This window comes from Nonlabens dokdonensis DSW-6 (assembly GCF_000332115.1).
GTDB classification, from domain to species: Bacteria; Bacteroidota; Bacteroidia; order Flavobacteriales; family Flavobacteriaceae; genus Nonlabens; species Nonlabens dokdonensis.
Window position 1 is genome coordinate 2,619,602 of sequence record NC_020156.1, and the last position, 19,306, is coordinate 2,638,907.

Sequence of the window (19,306 nt, forward strand, 5' to 3'; positions counted from 1 at the left end):
ACTTATTTAACGGTAAAGTTAAACAAATAATCTACATCCTATTCATTTTGATATTTAATTAACGAATAGATTTGAAAAGAAGGGAGAGACTACAAAAACACTTAGGTAATAAACGGATCAGGTATATAATCTGATTCAAATAAAGTACCTGAGATGGGACTTGAACCCACACGTACAAAGTACACACGGCCCTCAACCGTGCCTGTCTACCAATTCCAGCACTCAGGTAAATAAAAAAGTCCTTAAAAATAAGGACTTTTTGTTAGATAATGTGATCTGGCTGGGGCTCGAACCCAGGACCCTCTCCTTAAAAGGGAGATGCTCTGCCAACTGAGCTACCAGATCGTTTTGCGTTAGCGGCTGCAAATATATAGCTTATTAATTATTCCAACCTAATTTTTTTAGATTAATTTCCCGAAATATTATTTTCATCAAAATTTCAAAGTACAATGTCATTAAAAATTGTTTTGCTAGGTTACATGGGATCAGGTAAATCCACCGTCGGAGAGCTGCTTTCAAGTCAAATTTCTTTTTCGTTTTTTGATTTAGATCATGAAATAGAACAGCTAGAAAAAAAGAGCGTAACCAAAATATTTGATGAGAATGGAGTAATTTATTTTAGGAAAATAGAGAATAAAGTTCTAGATAAAATTATAAACTCTGAAAATGATCTCGTGTTATCTTTAGGAGGAGGAACACCTTGTTATTATGATACAATGAATTATCTAAATTCAAAAGAAAATATTAAGACTATTTACTTGGATGTGCCAATTCCTGTTTTAGTTCAAAGATTATTTGCAGAAAGGTCTACACGACCTTTAATAGAAAAGATCGATACTCAAGAAGAACTCACCGAATTTATTGGTAAACATCTCTTCGAGAGAAGAGAATTCTACAGGCAAGCAAAAATGATTATATCAGTTGCTGATCAATCTCCAACTGAAATCGCGGCAAGAATTGAAACCTTATTATTTCAATAAAACACTAAATGGTTTTTTATCTAATTGTACCTCAATGTGTTCTTCCAAAGTCGTAGATAGAGAAATGCCTTTAAAATCTGCTTTAACTGGGTACTTTTTATGATTTCTATTAACTAAAACCGCTGTTTTTAACCGGGCCAAAGGTACATTTAGAAAGTGTCTTACCGCATAAATTAGGGTCGTACCGCTATTTAAAACATCATCGCATATTATGACTCCGCAATCTTGATATTCGCTTTCTTTTAAACTTGTTTTTACTTGATTTAATGGGTTTTGTTTATCAATCTGTATTTTGCATAATACAATATTGATGGGAATAATTTTGGAGAGTGTTTTTTTTATTTCTTTTGCTAATGTATAGCCGCCAGAATCAATACCAGCAAGAATAACTTTATCGTAATTAAGATAAACTTCAGCGATTTGATATGCAATTCTCCTAATTTTATGTTCTACTTGGCTGTGATTCAATATCTCATTTTCCATTTTTCTTAATTTTAATTACTAGTTCCTTGTTTTTTCTAGAAGATTCAGAAAATAGACACCTTTCTAATTTTAGAATATCAAATTTTTCTTGAAATAAATCTATGTACTCATCTAAACTTCCTGAAAAAGGAGGTGTCTCTCGATTATCTTTAAAATCAAATAATACACCTTCAAGACAACCATAGTCATTCAATAATTCATTAGCTTTTACGACGTACTTTTCGCGTAAGCTAGGGTCCAATGCACAAAAGAAAGTTTGTTCTAGAATTAAATCATAAAACCCTTCATGATTAAAAAAATCTTCATTTACGATTTTGACACTGCTGTCATTGCTTATTCTATGTGCTAGCTCGTCAAGTGGTTCTCTCGCTATATCTAGCACCGTAATATCTGTAAATCCTTTTTCAATTAAGTATTGAGCCTCGTGAGCGTTTCCAGCCCCAGGAATTAAAATCGAAAGCTCTTTGTTTTCTATAGAATCGATAATCCTTTTCATAGGACTCGAAACATGACCTAAATCCCAGCCTGTAGAATCATTAACATATCGATCTTGCCAATACTTTTTATCTAAAATCATTCTTCCTCATCTTGATTTAATAGATCAGATAGGTCTCGACGGTCCTTTTTAGTAGGTCTACCTTCTCCTTTTCTTCGGTAATAATCTTGATTGAGAGCTATTAATTTTTTTGCTTCAAAATTCTCCTTTGGGGTGATGTCTGTCCGGTATAAGCCTACAATTTTGTTCCCAACTCGGCTATCTGGCAGATCAATCACTTCAACCTTATATTCAATTTGATCTTTTCTTAAATCTATAACATCACCAGCATATACATCTCTAGCTGGTTTCACTACAGCTCCATTTACTCGTATTCTACCTTTTTTTGCGGCGTCAGTAGCTTTACTTCTAGTCTTATAGTAACGAACACTCCATAAATATTTATCTACTCGCATAAATGCTTTGTTATTAAACGTTATCACAGCAGTACAAAAATAACGGAAAATACTATCTTTGACCGCTATAAAAAATGATGATGAAAAAAATAAAATATATAATACCTTTTCTAACGCTAGGTTTACTATTTACTTCATGTGGTGATGATGACGATGGGAATGGGGTAGCAGTAAGAGATAGGACTGAAGTATTTGCTGAAGACTTAATAGAGTTACAAGATTATTTGAATACTCATTTTTATAATTATGAGGAATTTTCTTCAACTCCAGCAGGACAAGATTTTAAAATAGAATTTGATACCATTGCTGGTACAAACTCTAATAAAATTCCACTTGCAAATCAGGTTTCTTCTAAAGTCTTAAACCGAGATGGAATAGACTATACTTATTATACGCTCAATGTACGTCAAGGTGGTGGTACTTTAAGGCCTACTTTTGCAGATAGTACTTTGGTAACCTATGAAGGAAGACTTTTAAACAATAGCATTTTTGACAGCTCAGTGAACTCTATATGGTTTGATTTGCCTTCTGTTGTAGATGGTTTCACCGCTGGAGTGACTGAACTCAATGGAGCCTCTTCAATAACACCAAATAACGATGGGACTTTCAGTTATCAAGATTCTGGTGTAGGGGCTGTATTTATGCCTTCAGGTATAGGTTATTTTAATTCAACTTTGACAGGAATTCCAGCATATTCACCTTTAATTTTTACGTATCAGTTGAGAAGCGTCAAAATTACAGATCATGATAATGATGGCATACTATCCTTTTACGAAGATCTTGACGAAGATGGTGATCTAACTTCACCTAACCCTATAGATAATACAGATAACGATCGAGGTTCAACTGGAAGAATATTACACAATTATATAGATATAGATGATGACGGTGATGGTGTAGCAACAATATTTGAAAATGCAGACCCTAATGGTGATGGTAACCCAGACGATGCCGAAGATTTAGATGGAGATGGAATTCCAGGTTATCTAGATGCTGACGAAGTAAATATCGACTTAGACGGCGATGGGATTCAAAACAGATTTGAAAATCCAGACCCTAATGGAAATGGTAACCCTGGTGACGCTAGAGATACCGACGGAGACGGAATTCCAGATTATTTAGACGCAGACGATGATGGCGATGGGATTCCTACTGCGCAAGAAAATGCAGATCCAAATGGAAATGGAAACCCTATAGATGCTATAGATACGGACGGCGATGGAATTCCTGATTACCTTGATGCAGACTCATAGAGAAGTATTAAGATCGTACAAATTAATAAAGCGAGTTTTGAAATTTTCAAAACTCGCTTTTGTTTAAATAACTTTTCTAAAGAATACATAATTTTTCAATGGCGATAGTTCGATTCCGCTTTCGCGAAAGCGGAATTTCACCTACTTAAATAAAATAATTAATTAACTATCAGCTTTTTTAAGAGCCTTCAATCTTTTCTTTTCTGCCTTTTTCTTTCTTCTTTGTTCTCTTCTACTTTCTCTAGTTTCTTGAGAGTATCTAGATTGAAGAATAGGTATTTTCAAGCCGGCATATACATCGGCAGCTCTTGAGTCGTCAGTTATAAGATTACTAATTATAGAACCGCTACCTACAGTTAAAAGACCAAATCTAAAACCAGCACCCCAAATAAAATCAGAGTATTCCATAACACTTAAGTTGGTGTACAAAGTGAACAGTCTAGATTCATATCTTGGCACAATGCTGGTGTAGTTTAATCTTCTACTAGATAATGGAGAAGTGTCGTCATTTAATGATAAAACGCCAGATAACCCTAAATAAAGATTTCTATTGACCCTATAATCTGCCATGTACCTTAACGTAGTAGGCAATTGAATATCTACATCTTGAACTGTACTTGTTTGAGCATAGTTGTCTTCTAGCCCTTGTTGAAAATCTTCCTCAAAATCTGCGGCACTTACGGTACCAGAAATCACATATTCTTCTACATTAACGCTTTCGTATGACAGTTGTCCCATATCTTGAAGGGATAGACCTACTTTAAATCTATACTGATTATGTCCTTTAAGCGAGGTAGTGTCCATTTTAGTATCTCCTAAATCTGGACGGTATTCATATATCAAACCAAAATCTGCCGAGAAACCTGACGATCCACTGCCGAATTCAAATTCATCATCGTCACTATTGGTATCATCTAAAGTCTGACCGTAAGTAAGGTCTCCAGAAGCGGTAATAGAATCTCCTGCAGAATCATAACTTCCATCTATACGATCAGAATTAAAAAATACCGCGCCCGCTCCTTGAAGATACTTAAGAGTAATACCACCTTTTAAAAAGTGATTTTTTCCATTAACTAAAACCACTCCATAAGTGAGCCCAGCTTCTGTCCAGGCGTGGATTGTCCCATTAAGGTTTTCCATATCAATATTGATATCTTTATCAAAGGCATCATCATCAGCAATAGTTTCATATAAAGAACCATTGATCCTATTAATATTCATAAACGCTCTTACTCTAGTGGTTATTCCTATCGCATGTCTAGGAGCTAGGTTAAACATGAATGACGGTCCTAACGCATCTACATTTAAATATAAGTTGTTAGCCTGGCTAGGAAATGTCACACTGTCGTCATCAAAATCAAAGCCGTCAGGATTGTCAATGAGGTTAGATAAATTGATGCCGAAATAGTCGGTGGTTACCGTACTGCCTAAAGTCAGGATATTAATATCTGCCTTAAAACGGCTGTCTACAACATTTGCTGGGTTGTAAGTAAGACTGTTGATTCCTGAAAAATTATCTAATTCTAAACCAGAAAAAGACTGTCCAGAGATATTTTGAATGGTAATGCAGCAAATAAATAAGTACACATAAGTTTTCATAAAATTTAGTAGTTGATTGATTATCAAATTTATAAAATTTAATATAATGTTAAAATACCCCTTATTGGGTATTTAAAACAATACAGACAAGTAAATAATTTTCATCATTAAAAACGTACTTTTGCACGCTTTAAAATCAAGCACTATGAGTAAGCTATTTAACAATTTTGTGGGTAATCTAAAGAACGATCTTTTATCTGGTCTCACTGTTGCGTTAGCATTAGTTCCAGAAGCAGTGGCTTTTGCATTTGTCGCAGGTATTGACCCTATGGTTGGTCTTTACGGTGCCTTCATGATGGGGCTTATTACATCATTATTCGGCGGTAGACCTGGAATGATATCTGGTGCTACTGGAGCAATGGCTGTAGTAATGGTTCATATGATTGCGGTAGGAAACGAAGTAGGAAATGAGCTTGCCCAGCCTATCGAAAATCTAGGGCTACAATGGCTATTCATAACGCTTTTAATCGTAGGAGCCATACAGATCTCGGCAGGATTATTCAAGTTAGGTAAGTTTGTAAGGTTGATTCCTCATCCAGTAATGATGGGGTTTGTAAATGGTCTTGCGATCGTTATATTTTTAGCTCAATTAGGATTATTTCCACAAATTAGTGAGATGGGAATGTTTGAACAAAACACCACCTTTTGGGATGATTTGTTTGCAAATACTGCTTTTTGGACGATGTCAGCATTTGTGTTACTTACCATGGCGATTATGTTTTTCTTACCTAAGTTGACTAAGGCTATCCCATCAGCTCTTGTAGCTATTGTTGTAGTTGCTGCTATAACTATTTCTTTGGGAATCGATGTGGATACGGTAGGGAGTTTTCTTAAGTCTAAAGGAGGCGCAGATGCAACTTTAGAAGGAAGTTTACCGACGTTTCAATATCAAATCTTTAGTCTGATAGAGACTATTAAAGGAAACTGGATGCTCATATTAGGAAGTGCAGTAACACTCGCAGCTGTAGGCTTGATCGAGTCTTTGATGACCTTAAATCTTGTTGATGATCTTACTGAAACTCGTGGAAGTGGTAATCGTGAATGTGTTGCTCAAGGAGCCGGGAATATGATCAATGGCCTCTTTGGAGGAATGGGTGGATGTGCCATGATCGGTCAGTCTATAATTAATGTAAATTCTGGTGGTCGTGGTCGACTTTCTGGAGTTGTCGCGTCTGTTGCATTGTTGCTATTCATACTTTTTGGAGCTCCTGTAATTGAGCAAATACCTATTGCGGCTCTCGTAGGAGTAATGTTCATGGTAGTTATTGGAACATTTGCTTGGAGCAGTTTTAGAATTATCAATAAAGTACCTGTTTCTGATATCATCGTTTTAATAAGTGTGAGTGCCATAACAGTGATTGCAGATCTTGCTATAGCCGTTGTTACCGGTGTTATAATGAGCGCACTAATCTTTGCGTGGAACAGTGCAAAACGCATTAGAGCTCGCAAAAGCTTTAAAGAAGATGGTACTAAAGTTTATGAAATTTGGGGACCGTTATTTTTTGGTTCGGTAACAGACTTTAATAATAAATTTGATCCTAAAAGTGATCCCGATATGATAGAAATAGATTTTATTGAGTCGAGAGTACAAGATCATTCTGGGATTGAAGCATTGAGAGGCGTCGCAAATAAATATTTGGATTTAGGAAAAAAGATTAAGCTTACTCATTTAAGTCCAGAATGTAAAGAATTATTGATGCGCAATAATCCAGAATTTGATACCATTATAGAGAGTAGTATAGAAGATCCACGTTATCATATTGCTACAGATTTAATGGATGCAGAGGTATAGTTTTAACACCATTCACTTTCAATTCTAAAAGGACTTTTTTGTTTCCGCTTTCGCGAAAGCGGAACAATTCACATTTCTCTAACATCAAAAATCCCTATTTTTGAGCAAACAACTCAATCGATGGATTTAGACTTCAATAAAAACGAAGATCACAATAAAATGCTGCTTTCTGACCTTAAAAGAAAGCTGGCCAAAGTTTCTTTAGGCGGTGGTAAAAAACGTATAGAAAAGCATCATGCAAAAGGTAAGTTAACCGCTCGAGAGCGTATTGATTATTTACTAGATAATGCTGAAGATGCCATAGAGATAGGCGCATTTGCTGGTGAAGGAATGTATGAAGAACATGGCGGCTGTCCTAGCGGTGGTGTAGTTGTTAAAATAGGATACGTTCAAGGAAGACAGGTGATAGTAGTGGCAAATGATGCCACTGTAAAAGCTGGAGCATGGTTTCCTATCACGGGAAAGAAAAATTTGCGTGCACAAGAAATCTCTATAGAGAATAGATTGCCTATTATTTACCTTGTAGATAGTGCAGGAGTTTACCTTCCTATGCAAGACGAGATTTTCCCAGACAAAGAACATTTCGGTCGCATATTTAGAAATAACGCAGTAATGAGCAGTATGGGAATTACTCAAATTGCAGCTGTAATGGGAAGTTGTGTTGCTGGAGGTGCTTATTTACCTATTATGAGCGATGAAGCTCTTATAGTGGATAAAACAGGAAGTATTTTTCTTGCTGGTTCTTACTTAGTAAAAGCAGCAATAGGAGAAAGTATAGATAATGAGACTTTAGGTGGCGCTACAACACATTGCGAGATAAGCGGTGTGACAGATTATAAAGCCAAAGATGATAAAGATGCTCTTGATAAAATCAAAAAAATATTTGATAAAATAGGAGATAGCGATAAAGCAGGTTTTAATAGAGTAGAGGCAAAAAAGCCAGCACTTGATCCTGATGAACTTTTTGGAGCGCTTCCTAGAGAGCGCAATGCACAATATGATATGATGGAATTGATCAATCGTATGGTGGACGAAGATACCTTTGAAGCATATAAAGATGGTTATGGTCAGACGATAATCACTGGATATGCACGCATGGACGGTTGGGCTGTCGGTATTGTAGCAAATCAACGTAAGATCGTGAAGACTAAAAAAGGTGAAATGCAATTTGGCGGAGTGATTTATAGCGATAGTGCCGATAAAGCAACTCGATTTATAGCCAACTGTAACCAGAAGAAGATTCCGCTGGTATTTTTACAAGATGTAACTGGTTTTATGGTAGGATCTAAGTCAGAACATGGAGGTATTATTAAGGATGGAGCAAAAATGGTAAACGCGGTTTCTAACTCTGTGGTTCCTAAATTTACAGTGGTCATAGGAAATAGCTATGGCGCAGGAAATTATGCGATGTGCGGTAAAGCTTATGATCCACGATTAATTTTTGCTTGGCCTAGTGCAGAGCTTGCTGTAATGAGTGGGAATAGTGCTGCAAAAGTATTAATGCAAATAGAAAAAGCGAGTCTGGAAAAGTCTGGAAAGAAACTGACTGAAGAAGAAGAAAAAGAATTGTTTGCCAAAACGAAAGATCGTTATGATGAACAAGTTTCTCCTTACTACGCAGCATCAAGAATCTGGACTGATGCCATTATTGATCCACGAGATACCAGAAAATGGATTTCTATGGGAATAGAAGCTGCAAATCATGCTCCTATTACAAAAGATTTTAACCTAGGTGTGATACAGACTTAAAAAAATAAAAACAAAACTAAAGTTAAAATCAAGTTTTGAACTCGAACTTGAAATATGAAATTTTGAATCCCTGACCGCTAGCGATTAGGGATTTTGTTTTAATGTGTCATGCCGCTGCATAGCGGCACCGGCTTGAATTAAAGTGAATGATTTTAATGATCATACATCACCATATTTTGATACAACAAAAACCTCTTAATTTCATTACAGAAAAAAGAGGCTTCTTCATTAAATAAAAGAAAGTCTAATTTTTAATCACTTTTCTAGTAAGCACATCTCCATCTATGGAAGTCAGCTTGATGAGGTAGATTCCTTGGCTAAATCTTTCTAAGTTGATTTTATCTACATGATATTTTGAACTAAACAACCTTTTTCCTGATAGGTCAAAAAATTCCATGCTTTGCAATTCTTCTTGGGACTCAATAAATAGATTAGAATGTGTTGGATTAGGATATAATTTGATGTTTTCAAATAACAAACTACTATTGGACAATATGGATGTAATATCATAATTTTCGACAAAAGGGTTTCTAAATTCACGACCAATACTAATATTTCTTCCATTTGATGAAATATCGATTCCACTTCCAAAAAACAAATTGGATTGAATTATGCTTGGGTCCATTTTTACCAATTCCGTCCATGAGTTATTTTGGAATTGAAAAATCTTTACATAGCCTACCTGAGTAAAACCATTTGTGTCAGCAACGTCAGCTGAAACTACTACAATTTGCCCATCTCCAGATATCGCTACTTGCTGTCCAAATCGATCACCATCGTTGTCTCCTTCGATAGTTTGACCTTTTTGGATATATTGTTGGTTAGTGGCAGCCCATTGGTAAACCTTTGCATGTCCATGTTTTAGGTTTGTAACACTGTGATTAGCCGACCTTGCAGCTATTATTATTGTACTACCATCACTTGAAAGATCTAAGTCGTCACCAAAATAGTATATGAAACTTTCTCCAACTAAATCATTTCCTCTTTGATCCCATGTATTTGCCAAGTTATTCCATGAAAATATTTTCACACTACCAACATTTGATTGATCAAGATAAGCACCGATGGCAATCGTGTTACCATCATCTGAGAATGACATGGCATCTCCAAAACGATCACCAGATTGGTTTCCTTGTAATAATTGACCTACTTGATTCCAGTCGTTCATAACATTATCCCATTCAAATATTCTTACTGATCCCGTACTTACTGGAAAATTATTAGATGCTGCAACCGCTATCCTATTTCCATCTCCAGAGATAGCAGTATCGGCTAGATTATTGGCATTATTTCCTATAAATGAAGAACCTTTTTGCGTCCAGTTATTCATTACTGCATCCCATTCAAAAACCTCTGTTCTTCCAGAGTTTTCCGATCCTATTATTATAACCATTCCATCACCAGAAAACCCAATACTACTGCCAAATGCACCACCATTTACTTGGCCCAAGATATCGTTACCCCTTTTGATCCAAGATGATGATGTCTGGTCAAAATCATAAATGCGCACCAAGCCAGTAAAATTATTTATTCCTGGTCCTGAAATTGCAACAGAAAGACCATCATCACTTAACTCTATTTGCCTTCCAAATTGATTTACAGAATTTTCCATACTTGAAATAGTATTACCTAGTTGTACTTGTGCTTGCAAAACAATTACGTTAAACAAGAGTATAGCAGCGCTAGTCCATGTGAGAATAGTTGTTTTCATGATAGTTGAGATTTGAGTTACAAATTAATATTGAAAAGTATGGGAATGTTATCGGCGAAAACATACCCTTTAATGTGGATGTTTTGAAACAGACTATTTACCAGATTTAGAATCGCTTTGAGAAGCATTTCCTGTGAACGCAATATTCAAACCTATTCCTACCCAAGGCTTTCTGTCATAAATCCACTTTGCTTTATTATCAGCCGTTGATATATGATCCCAACCTACATAAGTTCCTAGATTTACATTTTTTGCTATTCCCACTAAAATTCCAATAGTAGGTGTAATTGCGGCTGGTGACAATGCTTCAACAGTTTCGAAATCACCTATTGATCCTAAATTACTATTTTCGGGATTAAGATTAACTTTTGTTATACTTATTCCTCCTGAAATATCAATGTAACTGTATTGGTTATATCTGCTTAAACTAAATCTAGCAACTAGACTGGCTCCTAGGGATAAATTTGAGTCAAACTCAAATACTCCATCAGAATTTCTTAATCTTATAGGTACAGAATATGTTCCAAATTTAAAACCTCTAAACTTATTATAATAGGTGGATGTCAGATTTTTGAAACGTTCATTTTTTATTTTAAATATCCTAGTGTTACCGCTCGAATCTTCATTATAGGTAGCATGCATATCTGAGGTAGCTGTATAATTCCAATATGAGAAATAAGTATAATCTTCATCTTTATGTAAGACAGTTATTCTTGATTTTTTGATTATTTCAAAATTAGATGGCATAGTTCCATTAAGGATTTTAACTTTTTTAGGTATTAATTGTTTATCCAAGTTTCTTGTGAAATAGAAATTGTTACCTGCTTTAATTTCTTGTGCACTTATTAGCAATCCATTAAATAATAAAAGAAATAGAATAATTTTAGTTTTCATAGCAATAAGTTTTAAACAATTGAACACCACAAACTTAAAACCACATCACGAACCTATTTCAAGGACTTATCCTAAAACAAAAAAGGAAAACCCTATCAAAAAATAGGAAAAACCCTAAAGGATTGTAAATAAGATGTTTTAGTTTTAGGGTCTAACTTTAAAACTTTTTTGAAATGCCACATGTTTATCATACTGAACCTGTTGTATTGGATGGTATCACAGTCAATTCTGTCGAGGTAACTTCTGATACTGGCAGTGAATCTTTGAAAACAGATATAGGACACCTATCGGATCAACAACAAATTCAATTTTTAAATGAATGTAATTTGCACAATATGCATTTGCGAAATACTCGTAAAGGTCACTCCCTTATTACACATGAACATAATTATTATGAAGTTGAAACAGTTTTGAAAGAAATATCTATCTCTGAGTTGGTAGATTCACGTCCTTTTTCTTACGGTACTTGGGTGAAATTTGATTTTAATGGCAATACAATTAAATTCGATCCAGTGGAGTTCACTGGTAAAGAAAAATTTAATGTTCACGAACTTCTAGATGACAATATCTGCTATTATTCCATTCCATTTTTGTTCGCCATTAAAAATTATTTTGGATCACAGTGTAGTTTAGAGTTTAAAGTGTTGCCTAATCATTCACTTTCATTTAAGGTTATTAATACCGAAAAGCAAGATGAGAGGTTAGGATTGATTTATAATTTCTCGTATGATCCGCCTAATGGAAACTTATTGCTTATAGGTAATGGTAATACTGTAGTGCAATAATGATTCAGAAAATCACCTTTACAACAATCCTTGTAGTAGCCACATTTATAGTGGCTACTATCTTTTTGCGTAGGGGCAAGCTATATTTATACTTATATGGGATTATAGCATTAAATTTTTTATCTGAAATATTAGCTTTTATAGCTACCGTTACTCAGAAATTTTCATTCGTTTCTGTTTATAATTTGAATTTTATCTTTCAGCCTTTACTGTGGTTATTATTATTGGGGTATATTCTGAAGAGCCGCAAGAAAGCAAAGATTCTTGCTATTTCATTTTTAACTTTTGGCTTACTTAATATTTCATTTTATGAACAAATGGATTTAAATGAAAACACTCTTTTATTAGGTTCATTCTTGTATTTAGGTTTTTTTATATGGGGACATTTTAAATTAATTAAAGATGAAGTTCTCAATTATTTTAACTCAAATCGATTTATATTAGTATCAGCTCCGATAATATTATTCTTTGGTATAAGTATATTATTTGCTTTTGGAGATAGTGGTCTTAGGTCAACACCTATGTTGGGAAAATCACTTTACTATTATATTCAGTTCATATCAAACTTCATTTTTTATTCCCTTCTCATCCTCTACATCATAAAATCCAGAAACGAAGAAAAATAACAACTAACCCATGACTAACATAGCCATAGGAATTATCATCACTTTCCTCTTCGTCTGTATGGCGATACTTTTTTGTGCGATCCTTATAAAAGTTTATGTTGCCAAAATCAAAAAGTACAACCAGCTCCTTTTTGAAAAACAACTCGAGCAACAAAAAGCGGTAAGTCGCGCGGTACTAGAAACTCAGGAAGAAACATTAAATAACATAGCACTAGACCTTCATGACGACGCTGGACAACGACTTACGTACTTGAATTTACAATTAGAGCAATTAAAACTGAAGCAACCAGAAATGAATTCAACTATTGCGCCTATATCTAAAACAGTTAATGATCTTGCTATTAATTTAAGAGATTTGAGCCATTCCGTGACGTCTAACTCTTTGGTGAATTCCAGTCTATTCAGCGTTTTTGAAAAAGAATTGCTTAGAATTAATAAACTAGGAGTAGTAACTTGTCATCTAGAAATCATAGAAAAGAAAGCTTTTTCTTTTACTCTGGAAGAAAAAATCATTCATTATCGTATTTTTCAAGAAGTAATCAATAATATGCTCAAACACTCTAGAGCAACTACTTTTACTATCAATGTGATCCAGCCTGATCGACCTATTTTCAAATACTTAGATAATGGCCAAGGTTTTAATAGCTCTCAAGAAATGAATTCTAATGGATTACACAATCTTCAATTACGTTGTGAATTGATTGATTATAATTGTGATATTTCGTCGGTCATTAATGAAGGATCGACTATCCAAATTTCTAAGAAATAAAAGGTAAATTTCACTCATGGGAAAGAAGATCAGTTTAGGAATTATTGATGACCATGATATTGTACGCAAAGGAATCAAAGAATTGTTGCATAATATGGGTGATTTTGAAGTAATAGAAGAACATGCAAATGGAGTTGCTTTTTTAAATAATATGCCAGAAAAATCTAAACTTCCTGATCTATATCTATTGGATTATTCTATGCCCATGATGAATGGTATTGAAGTATTAAAAGAAGTGAAAAAAATAGCGCCAGATGCTAAATTTTTATTACTCACTCAGCACCTTGATGATCCTTTAAAAGTTAATGCTTATGATAACGGTGCAAGAGGTTTTTTAAATAAAACTTGTACCGCTCAACAATTGGATTCTTCCATAAAAAATGTAGTACGTACCGGTTATGATAATTTTGATGAGATTTTAAAACTGTTACGCAACAAAAATTCTCTCAAAGAATTAAATGATAAACAACAATACGATCTTACAGATCGCGAGTTGCAGTTATTAGAACTCGTTTGTCATGAAAATGAATACACGTATCAACAAATTGCAGATCAGATGAACCTTTCTATAAAATCGGTAGACGCTTGTAGAGCACAACTATTTCAAAAAATAGGAGTGAAGTCTAAAGTGGGATTGGTACTTTATTCTTTTCATCATAAACTTACCCAACCTTTTAATTAAAATATGCTCCTCAAAAAACTCCTCAAAACCATACTTATAATCGCAATCGGAGGTTACCTGGTAATTTGCGGCTTGCTGTATTTTTATCAGGAAAGTTTATTATTCTTTCCAGAAAAGTTAGAAAAAGACTTTCAATTTGAGTTCAAACATAAATTTGTAGAAAGAGATATTGTAACTAGTACTGGTCACTCCATTAATACATTATTGTTTCCACAGGAGAATGCGAAAGGCGTTATTCTTTATCTTCATGGTAACGGCGGTAGTTTAAAATCTGTGGGAAATGTGTCCGAGCATTTTTTACCTTTAGGCTATGATGTATTTATGGTCGATTATGCAGGTTATGGTAAAAGTAGTGATGAAATAACCCAACAAGAAGAATGGTTTGAAGACATGCAATTCATTTATGATGATTTAAAAAACAGCTATTCTGAAGATGAAATTGTCATAATAGGCTATTCCATAGGAACCGGAGTTGCTTCTTATCTAGCTTCTCAAAATAATCCGGCGCAGCTCATTCTACATGCACCATACTACAGCATGACAGACATGATGCAACGCAATTACCCTATCATACCTACGTTTATCTTAAGATATGAGCTTGCAACAAATGAATATTTGAAAAAAGTCAATGCTCCTGTTTATTTATTTCATGGTGATAAGGATAAAGTGATTCCAGTAGAATCATCGGTAATGTTAAGTGAGGAATTTAATTTACCGTTTACTAAATTAGAGAACCAAGGACACGGAAATATGGCTGCAAATAGGACAGCTTTAGCACAATTAAATGCGATTTTAAATGATTAGAAAAAAGTACCTCTATTTTGCTTTATTGATTGTGATGGTTGTATTGATTTATAAAGTCATTGCCTTTTTCACTCTTCAAGAAGATAGAATTAATGCCACATATTTAATTCCCCAAGATGCGGTCTTTTTTATTGAGATGGACGATCCTTTGCGCAATATGAATACGCTGGCCGAAAGCGAAATATGGGATCATCTACAAACTAATGAGACCATCCATAAAATGAGTGCAAACTCAATGCGCTAGACACCATTTTTCAGTCCAAAACAGATCTTTTTGAAATCATCGGTAATAGAGATGTCTTTATGAGCGCTCATATGATTAAAAGAGATGACTACGCTTTTTTGTATGTCGTAGACATGGAAAAACTCTCTAGATTTGAATTTATTAAAAGCAATATCAACCAACTGGTAAACAAGAATTTTGATGTTACTAAACGCATTTACAATGAGGTAGAGATAACGGAGATTACAGATAAAAGCACCTACGAAATTCTATCTCTTGCTTTTATAGAAAACCAAATGGTTGCCAGCTACACGCATACTCTGGTTGAAAAAAGCATTGATGAATTTCTGTCTCCAGTAATAGGCCGTGATTTACAGTTCTTGGAAATCCAGCGAGAGGTAAAACAGCAAGATCTATTTAGGTTTTATCTCAATCACAAATACCTAACTGATTATTATAAAGCATTTTCTAATGAAAATAGCGCTATCGTTGAGCTGTTTGAGGAGCATTTTAACTTCTCTGGTTTTCATATAGATGTAGATTCTGACCGATTGTTAAATGCAAATGGTTATTCTAATGGTGATCAAACGGCCCAAAGTTTAATCACTGCTCTTAATGATTCAGGAACCAGTAAGGTAACGGTTAGTGAGATTTTGCCGCAGGAAACAGTTTTGTTTTTAAGTTTTGGATTTGATGAGTTTTCAGAACTGCATGGTAATTTTTATGACTTACTAGAAAGTCAAAATCCTAGTTTATTTAATGAATACAAACAAGGGAGAAAAAAAATAGAAGATCTGGTTGAAATCGATCTAGAGCGTGACTTTTATTCTTGGATGGATGATGAACTCGCTTTCGCGAAAGCGGACTCAAAAAACATATCTGAAAAAGAAGGAATTGCCGTAATCTTAAAAGCCAAAAATGCAGACGATGCCATCGAGCGGCTAAAGTTTGTCGAGCAACAAATTGCTGAGAACACGCCAGTAAAATTTAAAGAAGTAGACTACAGAGGTTACAAAATCAATTACTTAGATTTAAAAGGCTTTTTTAAATTGATCGCCGGCTCTTTGTTTGACGCTATAGAAAAACCTTACTATACGGTCATCGATGATTTTGTAGTATTTAGTAATTCGCCTAAGACGTTAAAGTTATTTATAGACGCTCAAGAAACCGAAAAAACCCTTGTTGAGGATGAATATTACAACTATTTCAAAGATGAATTTAGCTCAGAAAGCAATGTGTTTTTATACGTAGACACTAATAAATTGATAGACGCATCTGCAAAATATTTGACTTCATCTTCCAGGGAAGAGTTAGAGTTAAATAAAACCTTTTTCTCACAATTTACCCAAATTGGATTGGAATTAACAGCACAAGAATCTGTTTTTGAATCTAAGGCAATGATTCACTATGATAAAGATTACGATCATGAAGCCTTGCAGCAAGAGGAACGAACAAAAGACCTACCACTTGATTTTGTAACTATAAGAAAAGAAGAAATAAGTAAGGAAACTGTTTTTGATATACCGCCTATTTTCCCAGATGATTTTACAGCCAATTTTTATGAGCAAAAGTATACTAATGGAAAGATCAAAATGAAGGTGTATTTAAAAGATGGCATTCCAGATGGTCGTTATAAGGAATATTATTTTGATGGCCAGCTTAAGATCTCAGGTCGCTTTGATGAAGGAGAAAAAGATGGTAAGTGGAAAGCCTACTTAAGAAACGGTAAACTGTATCACAAAGAGCGATTTTGATCTAAAATCCCAGAAATTTTCTTGAGAAATTATTAGGGATCTCTTAGAACCTTTTCTCATTCCAAAATATTTGGAAAGATATTTTTAATAAATATGGAAGAGCTAATTACATCCTTATCACTATTAAAATGAAAACTAACGAAGTGAGTTTCTAAGGTTTTCCCCTTGGGGAAATGTAAGACCAGTACTTAGCTTGCCGAAGTGGAGTTATTTAGGTTTTCCCCTTTGGGGAAATGTAAGACCTGTACTGAGCTCGAAGTGAGTTTCTAAGGTTTTCCCCTTTGGGGAAATGTCCGGCAGGACAATGGGGCTTGCACAAGAGTAAAACTCACAAACTCACAAACTCAAATACTACTTCCTTTCCTCACGTTTTTCCTGAATGCGCTGTTTAAAATTACGTCTTTTACGATCTTTAATACTTCCTTGTTTACTTCTATTCCAAAACAGAAATACGACAAATGCGAGCAATACGCCGCCTATATAAATCCAGTCTTTGTAGTCACTTAAGGTTTCCATGGTCTATTTCTTGTGTCTGTTTCAATTATTCCATCACGCAATCTTATCACGCGATGCGCATGTTCTGCTATTTCTTCTTCGTGAGTTACTAATATGACTGTATTACCGTCGGCATGGATTTTATCAAAAAGTGCCATGATTTCTACTCCAGTTTTAGAGTCTAAATTTCCCGTAGGTTCATCGGCAAGTATGATGGATGGATTGTTGACTAATGCTCTTCCTACGGCAACACGCTGTCGTTGTCCACCAGAAAGTTGGTTGGGCTGGTGATCCATTCTATCAGCAAGTCCTACGCTTGTTAAGACTTCTTCAGCACGAGCCTTGCGATCTTTCTTTGATTTACCTGCATAAATCATAGGTAATGCCACATTATCTAGCGCTGTAGTTCTCGGTAAAAGATTGAATGTCTGGAAAACAAAACCTATCTCTGTGTTTCTAATTTCGGCGAGTTGATCATCACTCAAGCTAGAAACATCAGTTCCATTGAGTTTATAACTTCCTGCAGTAGGCGTGTCCAGACATCCTAAAAGATTCATCAAAGTAGATTTTCCAGAACCAGAAGGTCCCATAAAAGCAATATAATCACCTTTTTTTATGTCCAGGTCTATTCCTTTCAAAACATGAACGGTTTCAGAACCTAGTTTAAAATCACGTATAATATTGCGTACTTCGATGACATTTTCACTCATGGAACTAAATTAAGAATTTTAGATTTACGAGTATGACGCCTCAAAGCTTTTTTAGTTACAGATTTTGGATAAAAGTAAAAGTAAAAATAAAATCAAAATAACTTCAATTTCAATGTCGCTTTCAAATTCAACAAGAAAACCTATCGTTTTAAGTTTGGGAAAAGATTTTGTAATCTAAACTTAAACTTAAACTTAAACTTAAACTTAAACTTAAATTTAAAACAACTTCAACTTCAATTTCGAGTTCGAGTTCTTACAGCTTTACGTAAAAACGTTCTTGAGATTGCTCTTTTCTGAAAAAAACCAGTCCAAAATCAAAACAATCTACACTAGCCGTGACTTTAGAATGTTTACAAATCTCATTCCACACACGTGTCATATCTGTAGACCAGTAGATGTCGTCAAAAACCACCACAGAGTCATTGTGCACGTGAGCTAGAATACTTTCAAAATAAGTAATAGTCGCATCTCCATCATGGTGACCATCTATATAAATAAGATCATAATCTTTTTCTTCTTTATGCTGAGATAGAAAATCTTTAAAAGTGGAACAAATGAGTGCTACATTTTGAATGCTATTCTCTTGTAGTTGTCGCCTAGCAAACTCATAAACTTCAGGACTTCCTTCCACACTAGTGATTTGAGCTTGTGGTCGTGAAACAGCCATCGCATGTGTAGCAACGCCTAGCGATGTTCCTAATTCTAGCACATGATTTACCTCAAAATAGGCGCACAATCTGTACAATAGACGCGTGTCCTTTTCGGTACTGCAATTGTGTCTTAGGATTTCGTTAACCTTTCGCTCATTAGTTTTAAAAACTTTGCTGCCAGCACCATGGTCTTCAATTTTAAGAATGACGTTTGATGCGGCTACGCTTTCGCGAAAGCGAGATAACAACTCATAACTTTCCTTTACAGAGTCATCTCGTAAACATTTCTTCTCCAGCTGAAAAATAAATGGTGAATGAATCCCATGCAAGTGAAAAGACTTGATGAGGTGCGAGAAATAGGCAAATACTAGATGAAACAAAGCTCAAATTTAATAA

The 19,306-nt window shown here is 34.8% G+C and carries 20 protein-coding genes and 2 tRNA genes; 11 read left to right on the forward strand and 11 right to left on the reverse strand.

All coding sequences use genetic code 11. The annotated features are described in order from the left end of the window. Positions 1-145: 145 nt before the first annotated feature. Both DDD_RS11435 and DDD_RS11440 read right to left on the reverse strand, forming a co-directional pair. A tRNA-Leu gene (locus tag DDD_RS11435) sits at positions 146-228 on the reverse strand. A 44-nt stretch (positions 229-272) separates the two neighbouring features. Next, a tRNA-Lys gene (locus tag DDD_RS11440) sits at positions 273-345 on the reverse strand. Positions 346-479: 134 nt separating this feature from the next. Here DDD_RS11440 and DDD_RS11445 point away from each other — a divergent pair. Beyond that, the gene (locus DDD_RS11445) at positions 480-980 is read left to right on the forward strand and encodes a shikimate kinase (protein ID WP_236613375.1); all 501 of its coding nucleotides are present in this window, start codon (positions 480-482) and stop codon (positions 978-980) included. On the opposite strand, the gene DDD_RS11450 is transcribed toward DDD_RS11445, so the two are convergent. Genes DDD_RS11450 through DDD_RS11460 form a run of 3 tightly spaced genes read right to left on the reverse strand, consistent with a single transcriptional unit; the run spans position 969 to position 2,414 of the window. Further along, positions 969-1,463 (reverse strand): phosphoribosyltransferase domain-containing protein, encoded by a 495-nt coding sequence (locus DDD_RS11450; RefSeq protein ID WP_015363024.1) that lies wholly within the window; start codon positions 1,461-1,463, stop codon positions 969-971. The genes DDD_RS11445 and DDD_RS11450 overlap by 12 nt on opposite strands. After that, positions 1,453-2,040 (reverse strand): class I SAM-dependent methyltransferase, encoded by a 588-nt coding sequence (locus DDD_RS11455; RefSeq protein ID WP_015363025.1) that lies wholly within the window; start codon positions 2,038-2,040, stop codon positions 1,453-1,455. Before DDD_RS11455 ends, DDD_RS11450 begins: the two co-directional genes overlap by 11 nt. After that, positions 2,037-2,414, reverse strand: a complete 378-nt coding sequence (locus tag DDD_RS11460) for an RNA-binding S4 domain-containing protein (protein WP_015363026.1) — start codon at positions 2,412-2,414, stop codon at positions 2,037-2,039. Before DDD_RS11460 ends, DDD_RS11455 begins: the two co-directional genes overlap by 4 nt. An 80-nt stretch (positions 2,415-2,494) precedes the next feature. Here DDD_RS11460 and DDD_RS11465 point away from each other — a divergent pair, with 80 nt between their 5' ends. Continuing rightward, positions 2,495-3,667, forward strand: a complete 1,173-nt coding sequence (locus tag DDD_RS11465; RefSeq protein WP_015363027.1) for an FKBP-type peptidyl-prolyl cis-trans isomerase — start codon at positions 2,495-2,497, stop codon at positions 3,665-3,667. 162 nt (positions 3,668-3,829) lie between these two features. Here the strand turns inward: DDD_RS11465 and DDD_RS11470 are convergent, their stop codons facing one another. Next, entirely contained in the window at positions 3,830-5,266 is a 1,437-nt protein-coding gene (locus DDD_RS11470; RefSeq protein ID WP_015363028.1) for a DUF5723 family protein, read from the reverse strand. Positions 5,267-5,411: 145 nt separating this feature from the next. Here DDD_RS11470 and DDD_RS11475 point away from each other — a divergent pair, with 145 nt between their 5' ends. Next, positions 5,412-7,058 (forward strand): SulP family inorganic anion transporter, encoded by a 1,647-nt coding sequence (locus tag DDD_RS11475; protein ID WP_015363029.1) that lies wholly within the window; start codon positions 5,412-5,414, stop codon positions 7,056-7,058. 120 nt (positions 7,059-7,178) lie between these two features. Then, positions 7,179-8,807 carry an acyl-CoA carboxylase subunit beta gene (locus tag DDD_RS11480; RefSeq protein WP_015363031.1) on the forward strand — a complete coding sequence of 543 codons (1,629 nt, stop codon included), beginning with the start codon at positions 7,179-7,181 and terminating at the stop codon, positions 8,805-8,807. Positions 8,808-9,051: 244 nt separating this feature from the next. On the opposite strand, the gene DDD_RS11485 is transcribed toward DDD_RS11480, so the two are convergent. Together DDD_RS11485 and DDD_RS11490 are read right to left on the reverse strand one after the other, a co-directional pair. Continuing rightward, entirely contained in the window at positions 9,052-10,518 is a 1,467-nt protein-coding gene (locus tag DDD_RS11485; RefSeq protein ID WP_015363032.1) for a T9SS type A sorting domain-containing protein, read from the reverse strand. A 93-nt stretch (positions 10,519-10,611) separates the two neighbouring features. Then, positions 10,612-11,412 carry a hypothetical protein gene (locus DDD_RS11490; protein WP_015363033.1) on the reverse strand — a complete coding sequence of 267 codons (801 nt, stop codon included), beginning with the start codon at positions 11,410-11,412 and terminating at the stop codon, positions 10,612-10,614. A gap of 173 nt (positions 11,413-11,585) precedes the next feature. Between DDD_RS11490 and DDD_RS11495 the strand changes: the two genes are divergently transcribed. The 7 genes from DDD_RS11495 to DDD_RS11525 are packed head-to-tail and all read left to right on the forward strand — an operon-like array spanning position 11,586 to position 17,055. Continuing rightward, complete coding sequence (locus DDD_RS11495) at positions 11,586-12,197, forward strand: hypothetical protein (RefSeq protein WP_015363034.1); 612 nt, start codon at positions 11,586-11,588, stop codon at positions 12,195-12,197. After that, the gene (locus DDD_RS11500; protein WP_015363035.1) at positions 12,197-12,823 is read left to right on the forward strand and encodes a hypothetical protein; all 627 of its coding nucleotides are present in this window, start codon (positions 12,197-12,199) and stop codon (positions 12,821-12,823) included. The genes DDD_RS11495 and DDD_RS11500 overlap by 1 nt, the downstream gene beginning before the upstream one ends. 10 nt (positions 12,824-12,833) lie before the next feature. After that, entirely contained in the window at positions 12,834-13,592 is a 759-nt protein-coding gene (locus DDD_RS11505) for a sensor histidine kinase (protein ID WP_015363036.1), read from the forward strand. Positions 13,593-13,608: 16 nt separating this feature from the next. Further along, entirely contained in the window at positions 13,609-14,274 is a 666-nt protein-coding gene (locus DDD_RS11510; protein ID WP_015363037.1) for a response regulator transcription factor, read from the forward strand. 3 nt (positions 14,275-14,277) lie between these two features. Next, entirely contained in the window at positions 14,278-15,078 is an 801-nt protein-coding gene (locus DDD_RS11515) for an alpha/beta hydrolase (protein WP_015363038.1), read from the forward strand. Beyond that, positions 15,071-15,322 carry a hypothetical protein gene (locus DDD_RS11520; RefSeq protein ID WP_015363039.1) on the forward strand — a complete coding sequence of 84 codons (252 nt, stop codon included), beginning with the start codon at positions 15,071-15,073 and terminating at the stop codon, positions 15,320-15,322. Before DDD_RS11515 ends, DDD_RS11520 begins: the two co-directional genes overlap by 8 nt. Positions 15,323-15,381: 59 nt before the next feature. Beyond that, the gene (locus DDD_RS11525; RefSeq protein ID WP_015363040.1) at positions 15,382-17,055 is read left to right on the forward strand and encodes a DUF3352 domain-containing protein; all 1,674 of its coding nucleotides are present in this window, start codon (positions 15,382-15,384) and stop codon (positions 17,053-17,055) included. 351 nt (positions 17,056-17,406) lie between these two features. Here DDD_RS11525 and DDD_RS18020 read toward each other — a convergent pair whose 3' ends face one another. The 3 genes from DDD_RS18020 to DDD_RS11535 all read right to left on the reverse strand — a co-directional run bounded on the left by DDD_RS18020 (position 17,407) and on the right by DDD_RS11535 (position 19,290). Next, positions 17,407-17,571, reverse strand: coding sequence for a hypothetical protein (locus tag DDD_RS18020; protein WP_015363041.1), 165 nt, complete (start codon positions 17,569-17,571; stop codon positions 17,407-17,409). Beyond that, positions 17,559-18,260: an ABC transporter ATP-binding protein gene (locus DDD_RS11530; RefSeq protein WP_015363042.1), complete on the reverse strand. Its 702-nt coding sequence runs from the start codon at positions 18,258-18,260 to the stop codon at positions 17,559-17,561. Before DDD_RS11530 ends, DDD_RS18020 begins: the two co-directional genes overlap by 13 nt. Positions 18,261-18,513: 253 nt before the next feature. Then, positions 18,514-19,290 (reverse strand): O-methyltransferase, encoded by a 777-nt coding sequence (locus tag DDD_RS11535; protein ID WP_015363043.1) that lies wholly within the window; start codon positions 19,288-19,290, stop codon positions 18,514-18,516. Positions 19,291-19,306: the final 16 nt, after the last annotated feature.

Excerpts from the sequence above, each read along its gene's own strand:
- DDD_RS11445 (WP_236613375.1), top strand. The coding sequence starts at position 480 with ATGGGATCAGGTAAATCCACCGTCGGAGAGCTGCTTTCAAGTCAAATT.
- DDD_RS11520 (WP_015363039.1), top strand. The coding sequence starts at position 15,071 with ATGATTAGAAAAAAGTACCTCTATTTTGCTTTATTGATTGTGATGGTT.
- DDD_RS11480 (WP_015363031.1), top strand. The coding sequence starts at position 7,179 with ATGGATTTAGACTTCAATAAAAACGAAGATCACAATAAAATGCTGCTT.
- DDD_RS11460 (WP_015363026.1), bottom strand. The coding sequence starts at position 2,414 with ATGCGAGTAGATAAATATTTATGGAGTGTTCGTTACTATAAGACTAGA.
- DDD_RS11505 (WP_015363036.1), top strand. The coding sequence starts at position 12,834 with ATGACTAACATAGCCATAGGAATTATCATCACTTTCCTCTTCGTCTGT.
- DDD_RS18020 (WP_015363041.1), bottom strand. The coding sequence starts at position 17,571 with ATGGAAACCTTAAGTGACTACAAAGACTGGATTTATATAGGCGGCGTA.
- DDD_RS11500 (WP_015363035.1), top strand. The coding sequence starts at position 12,197 with ATGATTCAGAAAATCACCTTTACAACAATCCTTGTAGTAGCCACATTT.
- DDD_RS11450 (WP_015363024.1), bottom strand. The coding sequence starts at position 1,463 with ATGGAAAATGAGATATTGAATCACAGCCAAGTAGAACATAAAATTAGG.
- DDD_RS11485 (WP_015363032.1), bottom strand. The coding sequence starts at position 10,518 with ATGAAAACAACTATTCTCACATGGACTAGCGCTGCTATACTCTTGTTT.
- DDD_RS11470 (WP_015363028.1), bottom strand. The coding sequence starts at position 5,266 with ATGAAAACTTATGTGTACTTATTTATTTGCTGCATTACCATTCAAAAT.
- DDD_RS11515 (WP_015363038.1), top strand. The coding sequence starts at position 14,278 with ATGCTCCTCAAAAAACTCCTCAAAACCATACTTATAATCGCAATCGGA.
- DDD_RS11530 (WP_015363042.1), bottom strand. The coding sequence starts at position 18,260 with ATGAGTGAAAATGTCATCGAAGTACGCAATATTATACGTGATTTTAAA.
- DDD_RS11495 (WP_015363034.1), top strand. The coding sequence starts at position 11,586 with ATGCCACATGTTTATCATACTGAACCTGTTGTATTGGATGGTATCACA.
- DDD_RS11455 (WP_015363025.1), bottom strand. The coding sequence starts at position 2,040 with ATGATTTTAGATAAAAAGTATTGGCAAGATCGATATGTTAATGATTCT.
- DDD_RS11465 (WP_015363027.1), top strand. The coding sequence starts at position 2,495 with ATGAAAAAAATAAAATATATAATACCTTTTCTAACGCTAGGTTTACTA.
- DDD_RS11490 (WP_015363033.1), bottom strand. The coding sequence starts at position 11,412 with ATGAAAACTAAAATTATTCTATTTCTTTTATTATTTAATGGATTGCTA.
- DDD_RS11525 (WP_015363040.1), top strand. The coding sequence starts at position 15,382 with ATGAGCGCTCATATGATTAAAAGAGATGACTACGCTTTTTTGTATGTC.
- DDD_RS11510 (WP_015363037.1), top strand. The coding sequence starts at position 13,609 with ATGGGAAAGAAGATCAGTTTAGGAATTATTGATGACCATGATATTGTA.
- DDD_RS11475 (WP_015363029.1), top strand. The coding sequence starts at position 5,412 with ATGAGTAAGCTATTTAACAATTTTGTGGGTAATCTAAAGAACGATCTT.